Annotated in this window: 20 protein-coding genes; 8 read left to right on the top strand and 12 right to left on the bottom strand. The window is 40.5% G+C overall.

The window, feature by feature from the left end:
• Nucleotides 1-26: 26 nt before the first annotated feature.
• The 3 genes from ACTWPF_RS13190 to ACTWPF_RS13200 form a co-directional block, all read right to left on the bottom strand.
• Nucleotides 27-455, bottom strand: a complete 429-nt coding sequence (locus tag ACTWPF_RS13190) for a MarR family winged helix-turn-helix transcriptional regulator (RefSeq protein WP_106896290.1) — start codon at nucleotides 453-455, stop codon at nucleotides 27-29.
• 74 nt (nucleotides 456-529) lie between these two features.
• Nucleotides 530-1,270 carry a type I methionyl aminopeptidase gene (map, locus tag ACTWPF_RS13195; protein WP_443149390.1) on the bottom strand — a complete coding sequence of 247 codons (741 nt, stop codon included), beginning with the start codon at nucleotides 1,268-1,270 and terminating at the stop codon, nucleotides 530-532.
• Between the two features lie 303 nt (nucleotides 1,271-1,573).
• Nucleotides 1,574-1,939 carry a YisL family protein gene (locus tag ACTWPF_RS13200; RefSeq protein WP_443149391.1) on the bottom strand — a complete coding sequence of 122 codons (366 nt, stop codon included), beginning with the start codon at nucleotides 1,937-1,939 and terminating at the stop codon, nucleotides 1,574-1,576.
• A gap of 204 nt (nucleotides 1,940-2,143) precedes the next feature.
• On the opposite strand from ACTWPF_RS13200, the gene ACTWPF_RS13205 reads away from it, so the two are divergent.
• Nucleotides 2,144-3,337, top strand: coding sequence for an ornithine--oxo-acid transaminase (locus ACTWPF_RS13205; protein WP_443149392.1), 1,194 nt, complete (start codon nucleotides 2,144-2,146; stop codon nucleotides 3,335-3,337).
• A 434-nt stretch (nucleotides 3,338-3,771) separates the two neighbouring features.
• Here the strand turns inward: ACTWPF_RS13205 and ACTWPF_RS13210 are convergent, their stop codons facing one another.
• Nucleotides 3,772-4,950, bottom strand: a complete 1,179-nt coding sequence (locus ACTWPF_RS13210; protein WP_443149393.1) for a DUF418 domain-containing protein — start codon at nucleotides 4,948-4,950, stop codon at nucleotides 3,772-3,774.
• Nucleotides 4,951-5,293: 343 nt separating this feature from the next.
• Between ACTWPF_RS13210 and ACTWPF_RS13215 the strand changes: the two genes are divergently transcribed.
• From ACTWPF_RS13215 to ACTWPF_RS13240, 6 genes are all read left to right on the top strand, one after another.
• A complete protein-coding gene (locus ACTWPF_RS13215; protein ID WP_036573977.1) occupies nucleotides 5,294-5,509 on the top strand; it encodes a spore germination protein in 216 nt (71 codons plus the stop codon).
• Nucleotides 5,510-5,523: 14 nt separating this feature from the next.
• Nucleotides 5,524-5,742 (top strand): spore germination protein GerPB, encoded by a 219-nt coding sequence (locus tag ACTWPF_RS13220; RefSeq protein ID WP_106896285.1) that lies wholly within the window; start codon nucleotides 5,524-5,526, stop codon nucleotides 5,740-5,742.
• Between the two features lie 76 nt (nucleotides 5,743-5,818).
• Nucleotides 5,819-6,376, top strand: coding sequence for a spore germination protein GerPC (gerPC, locus tag ACTWPF_RS13225; RefSeq protein WP_161464524.1), 558 nt, complete (start codon nucleotides 5,819-5,821; stop codon nucleotides 6,374-6,376).
• Between the two features lie 13 nt (nucleotides 6,377-6,389).
• Nucleotides 6,390-6,566, top strand: coding sequence for a hypothetical protein (locus ACTWPF_RS13230; protein WP_058951230.1), 177 nt, complete (start codon nucleotides 6,390-6,392; stop codon nucleotides 6,564-6,566).
• A gap of 167 nt (nucleotides 6,567-6,733) precedes the next feature.
• Complete coding sequence (locus ACTWPF_RS13235; protein ID WP_443149394.1) at nucleotides 6,734-7,105, top strand: spore germination protein GerPE; 372 nt, start codon at nucleotides 6,734-6,736, stop codon at nucleotides 7,103-7,105.
• Nucleotides 7,106-7,195: 90 nt separating this feature from the next.
• On the top strand, nucleotides 7,196-7,414 hold the full coding sequence (locus ACTWPF_RS13240; RefSeq protein ID WP_106896281.1) for a spore germination protein: 219 nt from the start codon (nucleotides 7,196-7,198) through the stop codon (nucleotides 7,412-7,414).
• A 72-nt stretch (nucleotides 7,415-7,486) separates the two neighbouring features.
• On the opposite strand, the gene addA is transcribed toward ACTWPF_RS13240, so the two are convergent.
• The 4 genes from addA to ACTWPF_RS13260 form a co-directional block, all read right to left on the bottom strand.
• Nucleotides 7,487-11,221, bottom strand: coding sequence for a helicase-exonuclease AddAB subunit AddA (gene addA, locus ACTWPF_RS13245; RefSeq protein ID WP_443149395.1), 3,735 nt, complete (start codon nucleotides 11,219-11,221; stop codon nucleotides 7,487-7,489).
• A 15-nt stretch (nucleotides 11,222-11,236) separates the two neighbouring features.
• Entirely contained in the window at nucleotides 11,237-14,728 is a 3,492-nt protein-coding gene (addB, locus tag ACTWPF_RS13250) for a helicase-exonuclease AddAB subunit AddB (RefSeq protein ID WP_443149396.1), read from the bottom strand.
• A gap of 289 nt (nucleotides 14,729-15,017) precedes the next feature.
• Nucleotides 15,018-15,569: a signal peptidase I gene (gene lepB, locus ACTWPF_RS13255; RefSeq protein ID WP_036573993.1), complete on the bottom strand. Its 552-nt coding sequence runs from the start codon at nucleotides 15,567-15,569 to the stop codon at nucleotides 15,018-15,020.
• A 58-nt stretch (nucleotides 15,570-15,627) separates the two neighbouring features.
• The gene (locus ACTWPF_RS13260; protein ID WP_443149397.1) at nucleotides 15,628-16,284 is read right to left on the bottom strand and encodes a TVP38/TMEM64 family protein; all 657 of its coding nucleotides are present in this window, start codon (nucleotides 16,282-16,284) and stop codon (nucleotides 15,628-15,630) included.
• A gap of 388 nt (nucleotides 16,285-16,672) precedes the next feature.
• On the opposite strand from ACTWPF_RS13260, the gene ACTWPF_RS13265 reads away from it, so the two are divergent.
• A complete protein-coding gene (locus ACTWPF_RS13265) occupies nucleotides 16,673-17,062 on the top strand; it encodes a hypothetical protein (protein ID WP_161464080.1) in 390 nt (129 codons plus the stop codon).
• On the opposite strand, the gene ACTWPF_RS13270 is transcribed toward ACTWPF_RS13265, so the two are convergent.
• The 4 genes from ACTWPF_RS13270 to ACTWPF_RS13285 form a co-directional block, all read right to left on the bottom strand.
• Nucleotides 17,010-17,537, bottom strand: coding sequence for a competence protein ComK (locus ACTWPF_RS13270; RefSeq protein ID WP_058951225.1), 528 nt, complete (start codon nucleotides 17,535-17,537; stop codon nucleotides 17,010-17,012). The genes ACTWPF_RS13265 and ACTWPF_RS13270 overlap by 53 nt on opposite strands.
• Before the next feature lie 215 nt (nucleotides 17,538-17,752).
• A complete protein-coding gene (locus ACTWPF_RS13275; protein ID WP_443149398.1) occupies nucleotides 17,753-19,291 on the bottom strand; it encodes a fatty acid--CoA ligase family protein in 1,539 nt (512 codons plus the stop codon).
• A 309-nt stretch (nucleotides 19,292-19,600) separates the two neighbouring features.
• The gene (locus ACTWPF_RS13280; RefSeq protein WP_106896274.1) at nucleotides 19,601-20,596 is read right to left on the bottom strand and encodes a lipoate--protein ligase; all 996 of its coding nucleotides are present in this window, start codon (nucleotides 20,594-20,596) and stop codon (nucleotides 19,601-19,603) included.
• Between the two features lie 74 nt (nucleotides 20,597-20,670).
• The gene (locus ACTWPF_RS13285; RefSeq protein ID WP_238018570.1) at nucleotides 20,671-21,402 is read right to left on the bottom strand and encodes an MBL fold metallo-hydrolase; all 732 of its coding nucleotides are present in this window, start codon (nucleotides 21,400-21,402) and stop codon (nucleotides 20,671-20,673) included.
• Between the last annotated feature and the right edge of the window lie 52 nt (nucleotides 21,403-21,454).

Here is a 21,454-nt window from a genome sequence, read left to right on the forward strand (position 1 = left end):
CATGCTCAAATATCTGTTAAAAAAAATTATTTCTTCCAACTTTTAAAAGACTGATTAAGGCGCTCCAAGTTCATTTCCAATTGTTCGAGTTCCTCTTTAGACCACCCTTTAAGAATCTCATCATAGCCGGTAGCACGCGCCTCCTGTACCTTACGTAATGCGGCTTTTCCTTCTTCAGTAATTTGCAAAAGGCTAATGCGTCGATTCTTAGGATCTGCATGTCTGGTAATATATGCTTTCGCTTCCAGATTACTGACCTGTCGACTAGCGGTGGAAATGCTTACCATTAATTGTTCAGCCAGTTCATTGATTCCTAAAGGCCCGCTTTTTTGCAATTCATACAATATAAGGTATTCAGAACGGTCCAGACTACCCAACTTCGGGCTATGAGCTGTTGTAAGACGGACTAATAAGGCAACTTGATATTCAATACTTTGGAGTGAGTCCTGTTTCAAAATATCCCCCCTCAGTTAATATTGGTTATTCTTTATATTAGAAATAGCCGTGGTTCAGTGCGGTTTTAATATACTTATAAGGTAGTAATAATCGGGCCTTCCTTTGTTAAAATAATCGTATGTTCATATTGTGCCACAAAGCTTTCATCAGTTAGATAGGTCCAATCATCATCAGATTGGTAAACTTCCTCTTCCAATGTAGAGATAAAGGGCTCAAATGCAATTACCATACCCTCTTTTAAAATTTCGTCGTCCCAACGAGAGTAGTAATTGAAAATATGGTCTGGTGCTTCATGTATTGAACGCCCAATGCCGTGTCCAGTAAGATTTTTTATTACAGTTAAATCATGCTGTTTGGCTACATTGTGTGTAGCTTTTCCGAGCGCGCTTTTTTTCGATCCTGGCTTTGCCTTTTTAAGTCCAGCGTCGAAAGCTTCTTTTGCAACGTCACATATTTTCTGTAAAATCACCTCTCCATTCCCAACCACAAAGGAAATCCCGGTGTCGGCGAAATATCCATTTTTCGAACCAGAAACATCAACATTTACAAGGTCCCCTTCTTGAATGATCCGTTCCCCGGGGATACCGTGCGCCACTTCTGCATTTACGCTAATGCATGTATGTCCAGGAAAATCGTATTCTCCCTTTGGTGCAGAATTAGCTCCTGTTTTTTCGAACATTCTCTCAGCAATTGCATCAAGCTCTTTTGTCGTCACGCCTGGTTTGGTGCAACGGACTAACTCATCTCGAATTGCTCCACAAATCTTACCTATTTCTTTTAATCCATTAAAATCCTCTTCAGTCTTTGCTATCATCGTGAGTCCTCACTTTTTTTTACATTATTTTATGAATATCATTCCAATTAGATTCTAGCATAAACAGCATGGTATTTACTTCAAAATAGCTTATTTGTTTAACATAACATAAGCGCAAGCGCCCGTTTAGAAACTTACGGACTACGCCTAGCTATGCCAGATGCCAGCCAGGTGGCTCCACGTTGGGACTGCGATTACTCGCCCTACCAAAATCCCTGCCACGCAAAGTGGCGATTTTAATGGCCTTTAAAGTAAAAAAAGCTGTCCTTTGTCTTAAACAAAGAACAGCTTTAACTGCTTTTCTTATGGAAGAATTCCTAATGGCAAACGTCCAAAACCAAGAATTAAGGTAATAAGTAGGGCGATAACTAATTGAATCCATGCCCCTTTTGCCGGTTTTGCTTTGGAGGTTTTTACAAGAATTAACTCCATAGCAACGATTACCCAAAGGCCAGCTACTCCTTTTACAATCGCCTCGGGTAGCATGTCACCTCCACTAAAGTACGTTGCTAGTAGATCCCCACCTGTGTAAAGAATAAATAAGTAATCCAAGCGTAATATCATGTGAAGAATTTTTCCGGGTTTTGCCTTTCCTTGCTTGTACATAATTAATGTTACGATTAGTAAGATTAGCGCTAATGCCCATGCAGTTATATGCATATGCGTCATGCGACCACACTCCTTCCAGTTTCATCCAACTTAAGTTTAGCTACCGCTATCATATCATGTAAGGGAGAAAGTTTCATTTAAAAAGGATTTACATCTCCCCTAACTGGGAACAGAGATTTTATAGAACATTTTAAACTGTAAGTAAAATACTGAAAAAACTGGTATACTTAATTTGAATTGGACTTTTACAGGGAGGGCTAGAAAATGAAGAACAGTCAAGAAATAATTGATCAAACACAGGAGTATGGGGCAAAGAATTATCACCCACTTCCTGTTGTTATTTCCCATGCTGAAGGTGTCTGGGTGGAAGATCCAGAAGGAAATCGTTATATGGACATGCTGAGTGCGTACTCGGCCGTCAATCAAGGTCATCGTCATCCAAAAATTATTGAAGCGTTGAAACAGCAGGCTGACTCTGTTACGTTAACATCTCGCGCTTTTCACAATGATCAGCTTGGCCCGTGGTACGAGAAAATTTGCAAACTAACAAATAAAGAGGCAGCATTACCAATGAATACAGGGGCAGAAGCTGTAGAAACAGCAATCAAAACTGCTAGACGATGGGCCTACGATGTAAAAGGTGTATCAGAGGATAAAGCTGAGATTATTGCCTGTGAAGGAAATTTCCACGGCAGAACAATGACAGCGGTCTCACTATCATCTGAGGCAGAGTATAAACGTGGTTTTGGACCAATGCTTCCCGGTATAAAAATTATACCTTACGGAGACATTGAGGCGTTAAAGTCTGCAATCAATGAAAATACTGCTGGATTCTTGTTTGAGCCTATTCAGGGGGAAGCGGGTATTGTAATGCCTCCGGAAGGATTTTTAAAGGAAGCATTTGAGGTATGTAAGGAAAACAATGTCCTTTATATTGCCGATGAAATCCAAGCTGGTCTTGGAAGAAGTGGTAAACTATTTGCTTGTGACTGGGAAGATGTGACACCTGATATTTTAATCCTTGGAAAAGCACTTGGTGGCGGAGTATTTCCAATATCTTGTATTGTGGCCGATAAGGACATTCTTGGCGTATTTAATCCTGGATCCCATGGTTCTACATTTGGAGGAAATCCTTTAGCCTGTGCTGTGTCTATTGCCTCCCTGGAAGTATTGGAGGAAGAGAATCTGGCAGGACGTTCTCTTGAACTAGGTAATTATATGATGGATGAACTGAAGTCGATCCAAAATCCAATAATTAAAGAAGTACGTGGTAAAGGATTATTTATTGGGGTGGAACTGGCTGAATCAGCACGCTCTTACTGTGAACAGCTAAAAGAGAAAGGCTTATTATGTAAAGAAACACATGAGAATGTGATTCGTTTTGCCCCACCTCTTACCATTAAAAAGGAAGATTTAGACTGGGCAATTGGCCATATTAAAGAAGTACTGAAAGCATAATCAGTAGAGAAGAAACGGTCGAGTGTTAGAATATTGAGGGGCTGGGACATAAAATCTCAGCCCTCTTTAAATCGCAAAAGATAAATTAAGAAAAAAGACTGTTTAATCACCGCTACGGAAAACTCCGCTTTCCGTGGGCACGGCCTTAGTCTCCTCAGAAGCAAAAATCGCTTCTTGCGGGCCTTCGGACTCGCGCTGTTCCCACTGGACAAGTAAGGCTTCGGCAGCAATTCATCGCACGCAGAAAATGCGAATGCATTTTCAAGGAGTCTACGCTTTTTCCTTCGCTAAAGTGTGATCAAGATACAAAAGGATTAGGGAGTATCCGGAAGTATTCAATTTTTTCTACAATACTTTATTTGAACGTACGGTTTTTCTTGTTTAATATTATTATCCCCCCTCTTCTTTTTCATATAATTCTTCTCTCTCCCCTCTTACACCTCTTGTTCTGTTCGACGTAACTTCTGGATTCTTTTATAGGTTATGCTGCGCCAAAGCCACTCAAGAGGACCGAATCGATAGTGTGTGAGCCACCATCTACTAAAGGCCGCCTGCATACTATAAACGACCAGGACCATAAGCATTAATCCCACTGGGGTCATGGCTCCGTATAATCTGAAGAGATAGAATACAAGGAAGCAGACGAGGGACTGCGTTATGTAATTGGAAAGTGCCATACGTCCGACGTATCGAAAAGGCAAGAGAAGCTTTTTTGCCCCTTCCATTTGAGAAAGAAAGGTTATAGAAATAATGTAAAACAGGGCAGAAAACGCACCACCAATATTATCCTGTATCATGGAAAACCAAGCTGGATTACCAAATAAATATGGCCCCGCTTTTATGCCAGCGAACAGGAGAAGTGAAACAAACCATAGCCTACGCAATGTTGCTTGATGTTTTTTTGGTTCGTGTAACCACCGTTGTTTGGCGATGTACATGCCAACTAAAAACAAAGGCAACAGTGTTCCTATTAATAATAGATAACTTATCCCCTCGTTTGCATAAAGCCAATCTACATAATTTTGTTCCCATACTTTAATGAGATTGCCACTTTGGTAGTTGGAAAGTGCCTGTTCTGCAGCAAAAAGATTAGGTTGTCCGATATATTCACGGAATTGGTATAAGGAAATGCTAAGCAGTCCAACTGTCATGCCCATTAGAAGGAATGCCCAACTCAGCATTGTCCTCCCCCTTACGTTTAAAAAAGCTAAAAGCAGCAAACCAATTAATCCATAGGTGAGCAAAATATCTCCATGCCATATTAGAAATGCGTGGACGAGACCAAAGCAAATAAGTGCTCCTAGCCTTCTACCTAGAATTGGAAATACCGATAATGATTTCATCTCAAGTCTTTCCTTCATGAGCTGAATTCCAAAGCCAAACAATAAAGAGAATAATGTATAAAAGCTTGCTTGAAAAAAGATATCTATTATAAGCCTTAATGTGTGATCAATTGAAGATGTCCATGCTGTCTCTTCTCCCCCATATAGAAAATAAGGAGCATTAAATGCGCCAATATTTACGACAAATATACCGAATATGGCGAACCCTCTTGCTTCATCAATCCATTGTAATCTATTTGTTTCCTTTAGAGGAGATGGATATTGTGCCATTTTTCTATCCCTTCTTTCCTTTATGTGCTTTTTATATAGCGTGTGTTCAATAGGAGGGTATAAAGGACCAAGAAATTCGAGGCGGTGTAGCTTTGAATACCGGAACGTATGTAATTAATACGTGAGGAATGGAAAAGCAAGCCAACGAGCTTCAACAGGATGTGGTGACTTCGACGTTCAACACAGGACGTGGCGGAATTTAGTCGAAGGTCATCAGTACCGATGTGTCATTTTTACCAGACTTTTTGAACAACCTCTTATATAGGAATACTCCACTGGGGCCTTATATTCCTTCAACATTTTCAAGAAATAGGCATAACCTAAAGAGAAAGGAGGAGATCATATGCCAGCAAAGGTGGGTGCAGTGAAAGTCATTAACGTTTCTTCATCCGGTATTTTCAATATCGGTGATGTCTATTCAATGAACCCTGAGAGTAGTGCAAAAACCTATGCCGGTGGTGGCTCCTTCAATTCAGGCGACGGAATTCGAGTTAATCTGGCTAATTCAACTACCTACGTCTATGATCCAGACCAAGTAGACCAATCCATTACTTCTTAAATGGGGGAGCTATAATGAATATAACGGTACATCAATCGATTAGTATTTATATGATAAAAGTAGGTGTCGTGACGAATTCATCTGTCTTGCAAATTGGCAGTACCGGGAGTTTTCAGACCCACTCAGCCGTCTATAATACTGGTGGATTTACTAAAGTGGCCGAAGAAGCGGAAGCAATAGGTGCAGTGGAAGAATCGCAGCAATCCGGTCCAATCATCCCACTGTCTGATTAAGCATGCACGACTCCCCCTCCCTTGCATAAACTGATTCTAGGCATTCGTCTATAACCAGGCTAAGGAGGGACGCCCTGTGAATGGCACAGATTGGACTACGTATCTTAATAATCTTAGTGGTTATGTACAAGAGCAGGATAAAAAAATTCAGGAGCTCACCCAAAAGCTAGAGCAGTTACAATCAACCCTGAACGAACAAAAGACAAATCGAATTGAAAAAATTGAATATAAATTTGATCAGTTAAAAATAGAGAACTTAAATGGGACGCTCCATATTGGCATGTCTCCGCAGGATATGGAAGATTTCAGCATGCCTGATCAGTCTTTACCACAAGTCACACAACCATTCAAACAACAGTTAGTTTCTGAACTGTCCAACTTTGTTGAACAGGAAGGCCCTGCACTCATTCGCAATCTTTCCGAGGAATACGATAGAAAAATAGATAAGCCATATCAAGGTATTTTGCTACAGGATATCATCAAGCAGCTCCCGAGTCGAATTGCCTTTTATGAAAAGAAGGCTGCAGATGAAAAGATCGGAGCCAACGATTCCGCTCTGCGGGAATATATAAGTAGCCACATCAAAGAAGAAATTCACCACTCTCTAACTGTATACATGCAATCATCAGATTAAAGGAGGAAAAGACATGATATTTGAAGTGCATAATTGGGGGCTAAATGTCGGGAACATAGAATTAGAAAATGTTTCGGCTTCATCTGTTTTTTTGATTGGTGACAGTGAAGCAATGACAATGAATTCTTTCTTCGACACTCCTCCTGAGTCCTACACAGTTGGGAACATTGTACCGTTATCCGGGGTATAAAGTGAAACTTCATTTGGGGTGGTTTCCCTACTAACTGCACCAAATGGTAGCTAAACGAATCGGACCTTTCTTGGCAGTTGATCCCCCATTTTGGATTCTTGATTTCCCTTTCATTCTCGAAGTGGAGGTCTTACTGCCAGTTTAGGCGGGATAAAGGAGAAAAAATCATGAACAGGAGGATCGCTTCTGTCAATCAAATACAGGTGAATACCGTAAACTTCAGTGGAATTCTTTCGATTGGAGACACTGAAAACTCAAAGCAAATATCTAGAGGGATTGCTTTACAAAAGGAAGGTTCCTATTTTACTAAAAAGGATGAGCTATTCTTCGAAGATTTCCCTCTTTTTAAAATGGAACCTAAAATCGTTGTATCAAATAATAACAACGTGCAAATGAGAACATACCAACATGACGAGAATATACATGTTCAACGTGTCAAAGTCGTTGGGGTAACTACTTCTTCTATTATGCAAATTGGCAGTTTACGCCACTTAGAAGCAGTTGCCTGGTTAAAGCACTTTCGTAAACTTATGGATTAGTTATTTTACAAAATTTCATTTAAACAGGTTGCATTTTTAACATGGTTGCATAGACTGTCTTAAGCAATTTTTTAAATAGTAGGTGTTGATATGCCATCAATTGTCGGACCACTAAAAATCAACAGTATCAGCGGCGGAGTTGTGAATTTTGGTGATGCATTTTACCTCTCTCCGAAAAGCACGTCAAAGACAAACTCCGGTTCTGGGTCACTAAATACAGGTGACTTTATTTGTACGAATAACGGTGTAAGTTCTACTAATCCATTTGACCCTGATGTTAACGACCAAAACGTCACTGCAAATGCATAAAAACAGGAGAACCTCTTTGAGATTCTCCTGTTCCTTCCTCATATTATGCTCTAGCCACTAAAAACTAGGCGTTTAGCTTTTTTCTTCTATAGGTACTTTTATCAATTGCTGTTTGGAAAAGAAATAGAGGTATGTTTCCTTTACAGGTTTTTTCCAAATCTTCTCTATGGCATGTCGATAAAGTTTTAATTGGGTGCTATACCGATTAATCAACTTTTGTTTCATCTTATCAGTCATCTCACCATGAATGGCATCTGATTTATAATCCAAAATAATCCAACCATCCTCAAATGGGACTAGACAGTCAATCACACCTTGCACCAAAACTCTCTCCTCTATAGGATTCTCCCAATTGGCATATACTTCACTTGTCGGGAGAGACAAGCTAAAGGGGACCTCTCTTCTTACCATAGGTGCTTCCATCATAAAGCGCGCAATATCCGTTTGGAGGAAATGTTCAATAGCAGTCTTGTCCACTATAAACGCCTCATCACGTGTCAGCTTTTCTCTCTCAACCAATTCTTCAATAAATGATTCTATCTCCAAGCGGTTTAAGGCTTTTGTTAAAGGGATATGTTGCATTACAGTATGTAACACTGTCCCTTTTTCAGCTGCAGTGACGGTTTTCTCTTTTTGCATAAAAAGTGGCCGTTTTGCAATCGGTGCTTTAAATGGTGTAACAAGCTGGTCTGCGCTATATTCATCCTTCAGCTCCCGCTGTCTCTTTATTTCCGTGACGGACTGTTTTGCCCTTGATTTTGAAGCCTCTATATAAGGATATTGAAAGGATAGTCTCTCATCAACAGTAACAGCCAATTGCTCATCATCAACTTTAACTGGTTGCCATGCTTCCAGATTTTCACGCAATGAGAGCTCTGTTTCGTCATTCGTTTCATCGAGGTTGGCTAATTCACTACCATGTACTACATGTACATTCCAGCTGGAAGGATCAACACGTATTTCATCAAGTACGGCATCCTGTAGTTCTTCTTCTCGCAATATCTCTGTTGTTTGATGACGGATTAGTGCAGGCCCAACCCAGTCTAGATAGGTTTTGGATTCCATACGATAATGTGCGGGCAGCACCCATTCCGAATGGTCAAGCATCTTCTCCCACTTCTGTCGCTTTTTCTCGAAGGAAGCAACATTCCCTATCATGACAAGTTTTTCTTTCGCACGGGTTAGGGCAACATAGAGGACCCGCATTTCTTCTGCAAGCAACTCACGAAGTTTTTCCTGCTTTAAGGCCTGAAAAAACAATGTCGGATATGTGATACGTTTCACAGGATCAATATATTTACTAGCAAAACCAAGATCTTTATGCAGCAAGTACTTTTGGTTTAAATCCATTAAGTTAAATTGCTTGTCCATTGCACCAAGGATTACAACAGGAAATTCAAGCCCCTTACTCTTATGGATGGTCATAATTCGAACAACATCCTCCTGTTCACTTAATGCACGAGCTGCTCCAAGGTCATCTCCTCGCTCTTCCATACGCTCAATAAAACGTAAAAAGCGGAACAAACCACGAAAAGAGGTATTTTCATAGGACCTCGCCCTGTCATACAACGCTCTTAAATTAGCTTGACGTTGTCTTCCGCCAGGCATCCCACCAACAAAGTCATAATAGCCAGTTTCCCGGAAAATATCCCAAATTAAATCTGATAACGCCCCTTGGCTTGCGGCCATACGGAAAGCATTTAATTTAATTAAAAACTGTTCTAACTTATCAGCAACAGGTCCTGTTTGTTCCTTTTTGAATTGCATTAAGGCTTCATAAAAACCCTTGTTTCGGCCAGCGAGCCGAATGGAGGCTAGATCATCTTCCGTTAAGCCAACAATTGGTGACCGAAGGACGGATGCAAGGGGAATATCCTGTCTTGGATTATCAATCACTTTTAATAAACTGATCATTATTTTCACTTCAATGGCCTCAAAATATCCAGTTGAGATTTCGGCATATACGGGGATCCCTTGCTTTTTTAACTCATCGGCAATCGTTGGAGCCCATGTCATGGATCGCATTAGTATTACGACATCACGATACTGCATATCCCGCTGTGTCTGGGTTGCCTTGTCAACTACTTGTAATGGATCCGAGTCCTTCTGCCCGATCCAGCCTTTTATTTTCTCAGCATAGGCTCTTGCTTCAATTTGGGCCTTTTCCAAATCACGATAATCCTCTGCTCCACTATCGTCATCTTTTTCCTCTTCTGTTTCTCGATCGATGATAAGCAGTTCTGGTGCTGGTTCCGTGTGCGGCAACGTGTCATACATTTTATTCCCATAGATTAGTTCAGCGTTTTGGTCATAATCTACCTCTCCCACTGTTTCATCAAGGATCTGTCGGAAGATATAGTTTGCTCCAACCAAAACATCCTCTCTACTTCGGAAATTGCTTGCAAGGTCGATACGCTGTCCCTGCTCTTCATCCTTGGCAAAGCGTTTGTATTTTTCAATAAAGAGGGTCGGCTCTGCATGTCGGAAACGATAAATACTCTGTTTTACATCTCCTACCATAAACATATTCCCTGGTCCAGTTTGATCACTGAGCAGACGCAAGAGTGTTTCTTGTACTAAGTTTGTGTCTTGGTATTCGTCTACTAGTAGTTCACTAAACTTCTTCTGAAACTGTATGGCGACCTGGGAAGGTACTGGTTCTTCCTGGGTTGTTGGTTCTTCCATAAGCAATTGCAGACAAAAATGTTCTAGATCTGAAAAGTCTACAATAGCTTTTTCTCTTTTCTGTTTAGCGAATTCTTCTTTGAACGCTTTTACCAACTCTGTTAGCTTTCTGATCACAGGGGCAAGTTCCCTCATGTCCTCTACATGACTTTCGAGATTACGGCTAAACCACCCCTGCTTCATATCATTCCAACGTTTTTTGTAGCTATCGCGTAACGCTTTAACCTTCTTTTTCTTCGTTTCATTACAATCCATCTTCTTTGAGGAGAGTTTGGCAAAAGTGCTTTTCACCATATACTCCTGGAGCATATTCCAGTCCTCTAGATGTGCCTTCGCTTCTTGTAAACCTGTTAAATCTAACTCAATGGTTTCTGCATATTGGTATGGCCCATCACTTTCTTTTGTCATATCCATAGCCAGTTGCATCTCTTCTTCCATTGCAGTAAATTGGCTACGTACCTCACGTTTCATAATGGTTAGCCAAGAAAGGGTATTTTCCTCCCAACTTTCAGAGACAGCATAGGTGTCAGCAAGCTGGTCTAGCCAATTGTCAGGGCTTGGATTTTGCACGGCGAAGGTATACAGGTTTAATATCAAATCCTCCACCTCTGCGTCACTGCGGTCATTGGAAAATCGATCGACGACAGAAAAGAAAGCCGTCTGTTCACTTCCCTGTTCGCCGTACCATTGTTCAAATAAGTCGTCCATTACTTCCTGCTTAATTAAATCTGCTTCCATATCGTTCGCAATCCGAAATGATGGATCGATATCAAGCAAGTACGCATACTGTCTCACCACATCTAAACAGAAAGAATGTAATGTGGAGATAGAAGCTCGCTGTAGTAAGGAGACTTGTTTTTTTAAATGCTGAGAATGCGGCTCTTCAGCCAACGCCTTTTCTAATGCCTCGCCAACTCGATTGCGCATTTCTTGTGCTGCTGCATTGGTGAACGTCACAACAAGGAGAGAGTCAATGTCAACAGGATGCTGCTTATTTAATAACTTTTGGATAATCCGTTCTACGAGTACCGCTGTTTTCCCAGAACCGGCTGCTGCGGCAACAAGGACATCCTTCCCCCCTGTATAGATAGCCTCTTCCTGCTCTTTGGTCCATTTAACCATTCTACTTCCTCCTCCCTAACGTGTGAGATCTTGCTGAATTTTCTCTAGTATTTCATCATCTTTCATATCTGATAATTTGCGATAATTATTTGTCTCTAATTGTGGATCAAACTGACAGACAGACTGAAAAGGACAGTACGTACACGCCACATTCTGTTTATGCTGGTATGGATTCAAGTGTACGCCACCTGCTGTCATATCGACTCCTGCCTGCATCATCAACTGGTGAATGTGCGACTGGAGACTGGAAAATGTTTCGTTATCAGCAATCTTTGAATAGTTATAAAAACCACCATTCTTTTTCATCCCAGCAGGTACAATTTGACTCGAACCAGAATCCAAGGACGTATCCATCATTTTAACAATTTCTTCATCCGACAAGAGTAAACCTTGCATTTTATATTTTTTAAAGAGTTCTTCTTGAATTGTTTCGTCGTGCAGTTTCTGATTCCCAGAAATCATTGGGTTATGAACATGGAAATAAAGCACCCCAGCAGGTGTTGCCTTTGACCCAAGCCATTGTTCCGAATGGGATAAAACGACATCTAGGTAAGCGAGCATTTGTAAGGCTAGGCCATAATATACTTCAATTAGATTTAACCCTTTCGCGCTGGATTTGTAATCGATAATTCGCAAGTATAGTTCTTGTTGATTTAACGCCTTGTCTACCCGGTCAATTCTTCCTCGAAGTTGTAACTCGTACCCATTCGGCAAGGGCAGATTAAGTGGCGGGAGTGTCTGGCCTGCACCAAATGCAAGTTCCAAACCCACTGGAGAAAAATTACTTTGCCTCGCTTGCTCACTTAACACAAAGGCTGCTCGCGCAATGACTTCCTGTAATTTTTGTTGAATATATTTATAACGATTGGAGCTATGCAATATTTGATGCTGTAAAATTGGCGCTAGATTAGTTACGGCCTTTTGTGCATAGGAATCAGTATCCTGCTTAGACAACTGGGCAAAGTCTTTCCCTTCTGTCCGTATCCACTCCGTAATTGTTTTTAAAGCCTCATGGAAAAGCTGCCCAATATCAGGAGCATCCAGTTTATACGTTTTTCTTTCCTCAAGCCCGAGACTATACTTGGCAAAATGCTGATAGGAACAGCGATAATAGGTTTCCAATCTAGACACACTTGCTTTTACCTGTTTCGGATAAAGCTCTTGCACTGTTTTAGAAGAAAGATCTAGTGGCCTATTCTCATAATATAAGCTTTGCAGTACATTATACGTTGTGCTGTATTTGTCATGATGGCTTACATACCAGTTCAACACATGCCACCACACAGGCTGTACCGGATAACCTTTGCGATTACGCGCAAGCTGGGCAGTTAATGCAGATCTTGTTTTCACAGGCGTTGTAATAAAGCGCTCTGCCTCCACAAGCTCCTCAGGATCCTGTAGTAACAGATGATCACAGCAAACTGGAAATAGATCCTCAATTCGTTTAATAAGCTGGGAGGGCATTTTTGACTTCCCTTCCCCATCACTAAGCGGATAACTTACATATAATTTGTCCTTTGCAGCTGTGAAGGCAATATACATATAAAACCAATCATCAAGTAATTGACGCTTACTTCCATCAGCGAGCTGTAGACCATGATTTGCAAGCAACTCCCTTTCCTGTTCACTAATCATGCCATCAGTTTGAGGCTTCATTGGCCAAACTCCCTCGTTCACGCCAAGTAAAAAGGTGCAGGAAATTCCGCTAATTCTAGAACGGTCTATCGTTCCCACGATGACATGATCAATCGTAGGGGGCACATGTGCAAAGGTTAGGGTCTCAAACCCTGCGTCCAGCGTTGCCCTGAATGTATCCAATGGCATGGTTTCATCTCCAGCCATTTCCACAATCTCATCTAGTAGCTGTAGTATCCCTGTCCAAACCTGATCTTGTTCGCGGCCCTTTTCAACATCTCCTTGCTCATCATATACATCTCGCATTTTCTCAAGTGTGGATGGGACCTTTATTTCCTCCAAGAAAGTGAAAAGGACTACCGCCCTCTCTCGTATGGTTGTTGCCTGTCTTATCGCTTCATCAAATGGCTGTAGAGCTTGTACCACCTGCTGGCGATATTTATTAACACGGGTTTGGACTGCCTTCTCTGTATCTGTCTGTGCTGTCTCATCAAATCCCCGGAAACGCTGGAACACCCACTCTTCCTTGCTCATCCAACGCTCTCTCGAACGAACGCCATATTCCAGTACATAGTTTTCAAGTTCATCAATTGCATCAGCTGTCAGAGGATATTCTGTATCGGTGGCAGGAATAAAGCCAGTCTTTAACACTCGGAAAATAGCATCGTACCGCCAATTTCCTTCTACCATATCTAAAACAGAGCGAATCAGTTCAATCAATGCATGATTTAACATCGTTCTTTTTTCATCAATAAATACAGGTATGTCATAATCACTAAAAACCGTTTTAATCAAATCATGATATGTGTCTGTCTCACGCAGGAAAACAGCGAGGTCCTGATAGCGGTAATTTTCTTCTCTTACAAGACGTATGATCTCCTGTGCTGCTCCCTCTACTTCAGCCCGTGGATGAACTGCTTCCCTAATTTTAATCGGAACATCTCCATCGTAGCTGGGAGCTGGTCTAGTATCAAAATGACGTTCTAAATGGGCAAAATATGGCCGACTTTGAAATCTTCCATACTTCGGTTCTAAAACAACCGTTTCTTCCTGAACAATTCCGTTCTCTTCTGCTATCTGCTTCACTACGTGATACGTTTCGGTCGTTTGATAGAACAAGCTTAGTTCTGAAATCTCCGTCTCCTCGGGATGGTCGACCGTTAGAGCAATGGTCACCCGTTTGCATTGCTTCATCAAGGCCTCAACGACCCTTAGCTCATTCGGAGTGAATTGGTGAAAGCCATCAATATAGATTTCCGCCTGCTTTAAAGAAGCAGCTTCATGGATTTTATCTGCTAGAAGCTGGAGCTGGTCTTCGCTGTCTATATAATTTTCTTGCAGTGCGGTAACTAATTTTTCATAAATATATTGAAGATCATCTAATTTGTTAACAAGTGCTTCTTCTCCGGGCTCTTTATGAACATATTGGTTGATGTCATCCATTTGCCGATGAAGGGATTCAGGGGTAATGTTATAACGCTTGAATTCCGTAATCATAACTTCCAGTTGTTTTAAAAAGCCCTGTTTTTCAATGGCCTTTTGAAAGACACGCCAATCCCCCTGTTTCTCCTCAATAATCTTACGCAGCATCATCTGAACTCCAACAGAACTAATAAATTGTCTAGTTCCGCCTCCCGTTTCTTGAAAAACACGCCAGGCTAGTCTAGAAAAGCTAGAAACCTGTGCGCGGATACTGCCAACCATCTCCTTATCATGAAATAACTCATATTCCTGCTGAAATGTCATTTGGTCTGGCACAATATAAAAAATAGGCGATCCCTGTGGGTCTTCCTGTAATTTCGCCTTTATCTCGTCTATCGTTCTACCACTTTTTCCTGTTCCCGCTCTTCCTGCTAAAAATCGGAGTCCCATAATTCTTCTCCCCCATTTTCTCTTTATTAGAAAAACCCGCTTTTAGCGAATGTGTCGTTTTTCTTATACTACTTGCAATTACAAAATTTTAACTATAGCGTCATTGCTTCCTAGCTATTTATGCCTTCCTATTGTGGAGTCAAAAACGTAAGACTCTCGTATTAAGAAAAGGGCTAGTCATAATGCACAGCCCTCTATATTTCATTTTCTAAAATAATCCGTCCAATTTAGCTAAAGGACAATTTAAAAAGCTTCCACCCTCTATTTTACCAAAGATGGAAGCTCCTAGCTATTTACCAAGACTTAAACTTGTTTTGTTCAATGGCCAATATTTAATATCTACTTTCCCAACAAGCTGTTCTTGTGAGATAAAACCAAACGCTCTACTATCAAGACTATCCTGCCTGTTATCTCCCATAACGAAAAGCTTTCCTTCCGGTACTTCTTGTTCACCCGTAACTTCGTCTAACGTGAAATCTGACGTATACGGTATTGTTTCACTTGCCTTTACATAGGCTTCGAGAAATGGCTCCTCTACGTATTTACCGTTAACGTAAAGTTTATCATTCTCATAGGAAATTTCATCACCGGGTAGGCCGACTACCCTTTTCACGTAATCGTCTTCCTCATTTGCATGAAATACAATGACATCAAAACGTTCGGCCTGTGTCAAATCATAAATTACTTTATTTACCATAAGCAGGTTTCCATCATAAAGGGTTGGTTGCATGGATTCACCATCCACTACATAGCTAGCGAATAGCAAAGAGCGTAATCCGATAACCAACACAGCTAAGATTAGTATTACGGGGATTAGTTTACGAAGTCTCCATTTTTTCATCGTAATTAAGCCTCCAGGGTTTTTCTTCTATCATATTCATACCCTGTTTGGCGGTGTTTTAATCGTTTTCAAGTTCCTTCGCTTCTTTTAGCATTGCCTTCTTTTCCAGACGTTTTTCGATAACTTTCCCCACAATCCAAAAAATGGCAATACAACTCCCTACAATAATAGTACGCATTGGATTTTTAGCAAATTCCGTTATACTTGAACCGATATAAGCTAGGGAAAAGATCATAACCGATTTCCCTAAAAGCACAGCAAGGACAAACTGTTGAACACTAATTTTCGATAGACCGGCAACCACATTTATTACAGCAGACGGGGAAAACGGAAAGCAGGTCAGCAAAAATAAAGGTCCAAAGCCATGCCTCTCCAACCATGTTGTAACTTTCTTCACTTGTTTATTCTTCCTGATTTTCGCAAATAATGGCCTTTTTCCAAGCTTTCGGATTATCAAAAAAACAAGAATAGCTCCGAGACTTGAACCAGCCCAGGATAATAAGAATCCTTCAAGCAATCCATAGGCAGCAGCATTTGCAAAGACAAATACAACGAGTGGTAAAAATGGAAGGAATGCTTCTATGAAAGGTAATAAAATACCTGGTAGTGGCCCAAGCTGTTCATATTCTCCTAGCAGGTGCATGATATATTCATCCAACCTGTCTTCTTCAAACATCATTCTCCAATCAGCTAGTGCAGTGTTTATGGCGTCCATTTAGTGAAATCTCCTCAGTATGTATAAAGTAAAACTTCATTTGGTGGGGTTCTCTACCTCACCCACCAATGTTACTCGAAAGAACCTTTACTGGTAGTCGATCTCCTTGAATTCTCGAAGCGGGAAACTAACTGCCCAGTTTAGGTGGAATAAATGTGTTTACCTGGTCCGTACAATTTCTTCTACTATTTCACTATTCCCATACAAATGGTTGCATAACCTCCATTTATATGCCTATTTCTACTTTTATTTTAATGGAAACGACGCAAAATGCATAGATATAAAAAGGAAAACAGCCACTTTCTTTCCTGCTTTAATAAATTTGGTTGTATTTTTTCTTCATTTTAACATATAATAGAGGAACAAACGTTCTATTCGGAGGGAGATCATGCGCTATCTTACAGAGGAAGAGCGGCACATAGCCTCACGATTTCTATTTCTTTCAATGGCAATCGTGGTGATACAACAGGATATACAGCATATTGAAAGAGGTGCGTTTAAAATTAAGGAACCCTATATGGAGCTTTTGGAGACCATGACGACAGTAGCAAGTGCCGAACGGCGGGAGCTACGCACGCAAATGAATAAAAGGAGAATTGAGGTGGTGACCTTACACAAAAATAATTCCTTCTCTTCCTTTCTCTTTATTTGCCAGGGCAGGGAGGAAAAACGGAATTATTTTAACCCAGCGATTCGCAAAAAAGTGCATGCTATTATACAAGAGCTTATGCAAAAGTCTCTGCCGCCTTTTCCGAAACCTGTTTCTGCAAAAACCTAATTCGATTATCTAGCAAATATCGGAATTGGGCTGTGCGCTGAACTTGGTTTAGCATGGAACCATAGGAAACAGATAAATTCACTTTTTTCCCATTTTTGAACATAATCTCTGTTCCCTGCCCTGCGGCGTCAAGAATATGATCAATATGAGAATGTGCAATCCAGGAACATTGTTTGCTTGATGGTGAGGTAGTAGGAAAGAAGTACATGCCACTGAGAGGATCTACGGAGATAGGGGCCTTATGGGTAATCCCACAAATATCGCGGGTGCCGTCCTGTCTTCCTTTTAGACTGGAGCCAAAGAATTTACAGGCATGGTCCATAACTTTGCTTGCAGGTACTGACACCGTATAATCATTCAGTTCTTCCATTACATAGGTGACAAGGTTACCGGCTGCATCCTCCTCGGTTAGGAGAGCCATCGTGAGGGGGGTAATTTCAGGTGTAGGAGCGTAGATGTCTTCATTAAAAAACATACATATCATCCTTTCACTATACAGTGAAAGAAAGTGGCTTAATAATAAATCTACCAAACTATAGCAAATAAATAAAGACATTAAGACCAATTTATAAGAAAATTTTCACCATAATAATAGTCTCTGCCGCTTATATTTGCCACAGAGACTGCTATTTATCATTATTCACTTTTTAAGTTATCGTTACAATTATCTTCTCAATTCTTTTGTCTGGCCTAACTATTCACGCTACTTTTGAGGCTTCTTCTTAGTATCTTTCCAGTTGTGTTTTTTGGTAGTTCTTCAAGAAATTCGATTCTTGTTGGGATTTTATAGTTAACAAGATGGCCTTTAGAAAAATCTATTAAATCTTTTTCACTGATCTCTGCATCATCCACTACGACAAAGCAAGTCACAGATTCTCCACTCTCGGGGTGTGGCTCCCCTATTACCGCAACTTCTATGACATTTGGATGTGTATAAAGGACTTCTTCTACCTCCCTTGGATACACATTGTATCCCCCAACAAGGATCATATCCTTTTTTCGATCGACAATATAAACATAACCGTCTTCATCAACCCGTGCCATATCGCCAGTATAAAGCCAGCCATCCTTCAAAGCTACCTCTGTTTCCTCAGGCATTTTATAATAGCCTTTCATGACATTAGGCCCACGCACAATAAGTTCACCCACCTCACCTGTTTCCACTTCCTCACCAAACAAATCGACCACTTTATTTTCCACATTCCAGATGCTCGTTCCAATGGAGCCAGCTTTCCTAGGACGATCAATTGGGTTAAAACAGGTAACGGGAGACGCCTCAGATAAACCATAGCCTTCTGATAATTGGATTTGAAATGTTTCTTCAAATGCCTCCAATAAAGATACCGGCATTGCAGCACCACCAGAAATACATAAACGAACCTTTCCGAATTTTGGTTTCTGCCCTTTAACAGCTTGTAAAAGATAATTATACATTGTCGGTACACCAGCAAAAACAGTGGCTTCCCTTTCATTGGCTATGCGCAGTACATCCGCCGGTGAAAATTTAGGGATAATTAGAATGGTGCCTCCATTCATCAAGGGAGCGTTTAGCGAAACAGTTAAACAGAAAACATGGAACATTGGGAGCGCTGCAATCATGCGGTCTTTTCCACTAATCCCTAGATAATCTGCTACGTCTTTGGCATTCGAATAAATATTTTCATGAGAGAGCACAGCACCTTTGGGCTTCCCTGTCGTACCAGAGGTGTACAGAATAATCGCCGTATCCTGATCATCTAATACCGGCCTCTCAAAATCTCCTTCGCCTTTTCCCACTAAACCAGAAAACGTTTTCATTTTTGGCTGTAATAAATTTCCCTGTACTGATACCCCAGCTCCTGAATCACAGGAAATATAATGTTTTACACTAGGTAAATCCTGATCAATAGAAGCGAGTTTCTCAAGCATTACATCCATGGTGATGATCGCTTTCACATCTCCATTATGTAGGATATAGGACAACTCATTGGCAGTGTACATGGGATTTACAGGAATAACAACAAGGCCAAGTCTTAAGGCACCATAAAGGCTAATTACATAATATGGTGAATTACCTACAATCAGGGCAATATGGTCTCCTTTTTTATAACCTAAAGCCTCCATACTGGAAGCAAACCGCTGTACAGCACCTTCCAAATCTAAGTAACTCGTTTCCGCTTCCTCGAAAATATATGCTATCTTTGCCGGGTTTTCCTTTGCTGTAATCGATAGTTGATCACTGATATTCACAAATAAACCTCCCTTTAATGGTGATGAATGAATAGTCATTCATTATGTTGCCAAAAAAATAGTTTTATATTTTATGCTTGTCTTTATTATAAAGTAGGCTTAATTTGTTTTCAAGCAATTTTGAAATTGTTGACAATTAAAAAGGATCTATCGAAAAGTGAGTGGTTTATTAACGGCATTTTTAGATTTGGTTAGGTAGCTCTCGATTCAGTTTGGTGCAATCCCGATTCAGTTAACCGCTTCTCGATTCACTTTGACTGCTCCTTCCACTTTTTCAAATATAAAAAGCTCACCGAGGTGAGCTTTCTCTTAATAGATTAAATTAATAAAGTCTTCTTTGGTAATTTTCCCAAGATAATGCGGCACATCGACACCTGCTAAGGCTTCTTCAATCGATTTTCTTTCATGGCGAACGCCTTTTAGTTTATCCTCAATTACTTCCACACTACCAACCCCAAAGAAGTCACCGTAGATTTTACAGTTTTCAATAATACCCTTTTTCACGTCAAGACGAACATCAACGAGGCCTGCATCAAACTTATGGGTCTCTTGAATATTAAAAGAAGGTGATTTACCATAGTTCCATTCCCAATTCTGATAACGTTCCTTGGAAATTTGTTCTACGTTATTCCAATCTTCCTCTGTTAACTCATATTGTGGGACATCTGCAATATCTTCCACATCAAAAACATGTTTTAAAATGGTTTCTTTAAACTCGTCCATTGTTAGAGACGCTTCAAGAAATTCGGAAATGTTAGCGACACGGCTCCGAATGGATTTAATTCCTTTTGATTCAATTTTTTCTTTACTCACTTTTAAAGCAGACACAACGTTCTCGATTTCTGAGTCGAACATTAATGTCCCATGGCTAAACATCCGTCCTTTGGTTGAGAACATAGCGTTGCCGGATATCTTCCGTCCATTAGCTGCCAAGTCATTTCTCCCTTGTAGCTCAGCTGGGACCCCAAGCTTATTTAAAGCCTCTACCATCGGCTGGGTGAACTTCGCAAAATTTTGGAAACTGTTTCCGTCATCCTTGGTAATAAAGCTGAAGTTCAAGTTCCCTTCATCATGGTACACGGCACCGCCGCCAGAAAGCCTGCGGACAACCTTAATACCATTTTCATCAACATAGCTTGTATTAATTTCTTCGATGGTATTCTGATTGCGCCCAATGATAATGGATGGCTTGTTAATGTAAAATAGCAAATATGTATCTTTCTCTCCAAAATTCTGTAGTACATATTCTTCCAATGCCAGATTAACCATTGGATCTGTAATTCCTTTATTGTCTATAAACTTCATACCAATTAACCTCCCAATAGGATATATCCACCATTAAGTTTAAGGCATCTATCTCGCTAAATCAAAAATAAGGTTTAAGCTTGCCAAATTAGTCCTTCTTTCGCAAGTAATACAGTTCCACTGTATTGCTCTTTTGCTTCTTCTACTAATTGCTTCGTGTCTCCATATTGAGGAAGATGGCTTAGCATTAATGTTTTCACTTTAGCATTTTGCGCAATCTCCCCACCTTCTTTACTCGTCATATGTCCAGCACTCTCTCCATTTTGCTCAGCATAAAAATTACAATCCGTTATCAGCAGGTCAGCCCCTTTTGAAAATGGGATCCACTCTTCTTTAAAACTGCTGTCCGCTGTATATACTACCGTATGCTCACCGTCTGTTATCCGCATTCCGAAACATGGAACCGGGTGAACGGTTTGCAGAAAACTTATTTGAAATGGCCCAATATCTACAGATTCATCAGGCTGATAAGCTTTTCCCTCTGTGTACTCGTGTGACAAGGTAGCAAATCCTTCTTTATCCAACACATGCCCATAGATTGGAAGAATGCCATCAGCACCGTTCACATAATAATTTACTAGCTTTGCGTACTGAAGAACACCAATATCTGCCACATGGTCCTCATGATAATGAGATAAAATAACGGCATTCAACTCTGTCACTGGTATATACTGTTGAAGCTTAGATAATGAGCCACTTCCTGCATCGATCAATAAAGAAAACCCGTCTTTTTCTAGAAGATAAGAAGACGTTGCACCACCAGGGGCAGGATATCCTCCCCAGAAACCTATTACAGTTAATTTCATAACGACACATCCTTTTTCGCATTTTGTTGTAACACAGTATTGACAATTTTCA

Origin of the sequence: Oceanobacillus sp. M65, from assembly GCF_052246275.1 — a bacterium.
Lineage (GTDB): Bacteria > Bacillota > Bacilli > Bacillales > Amphibacillaceae > Oceanobacillus_B > Oceanobacillus_B jordanicus.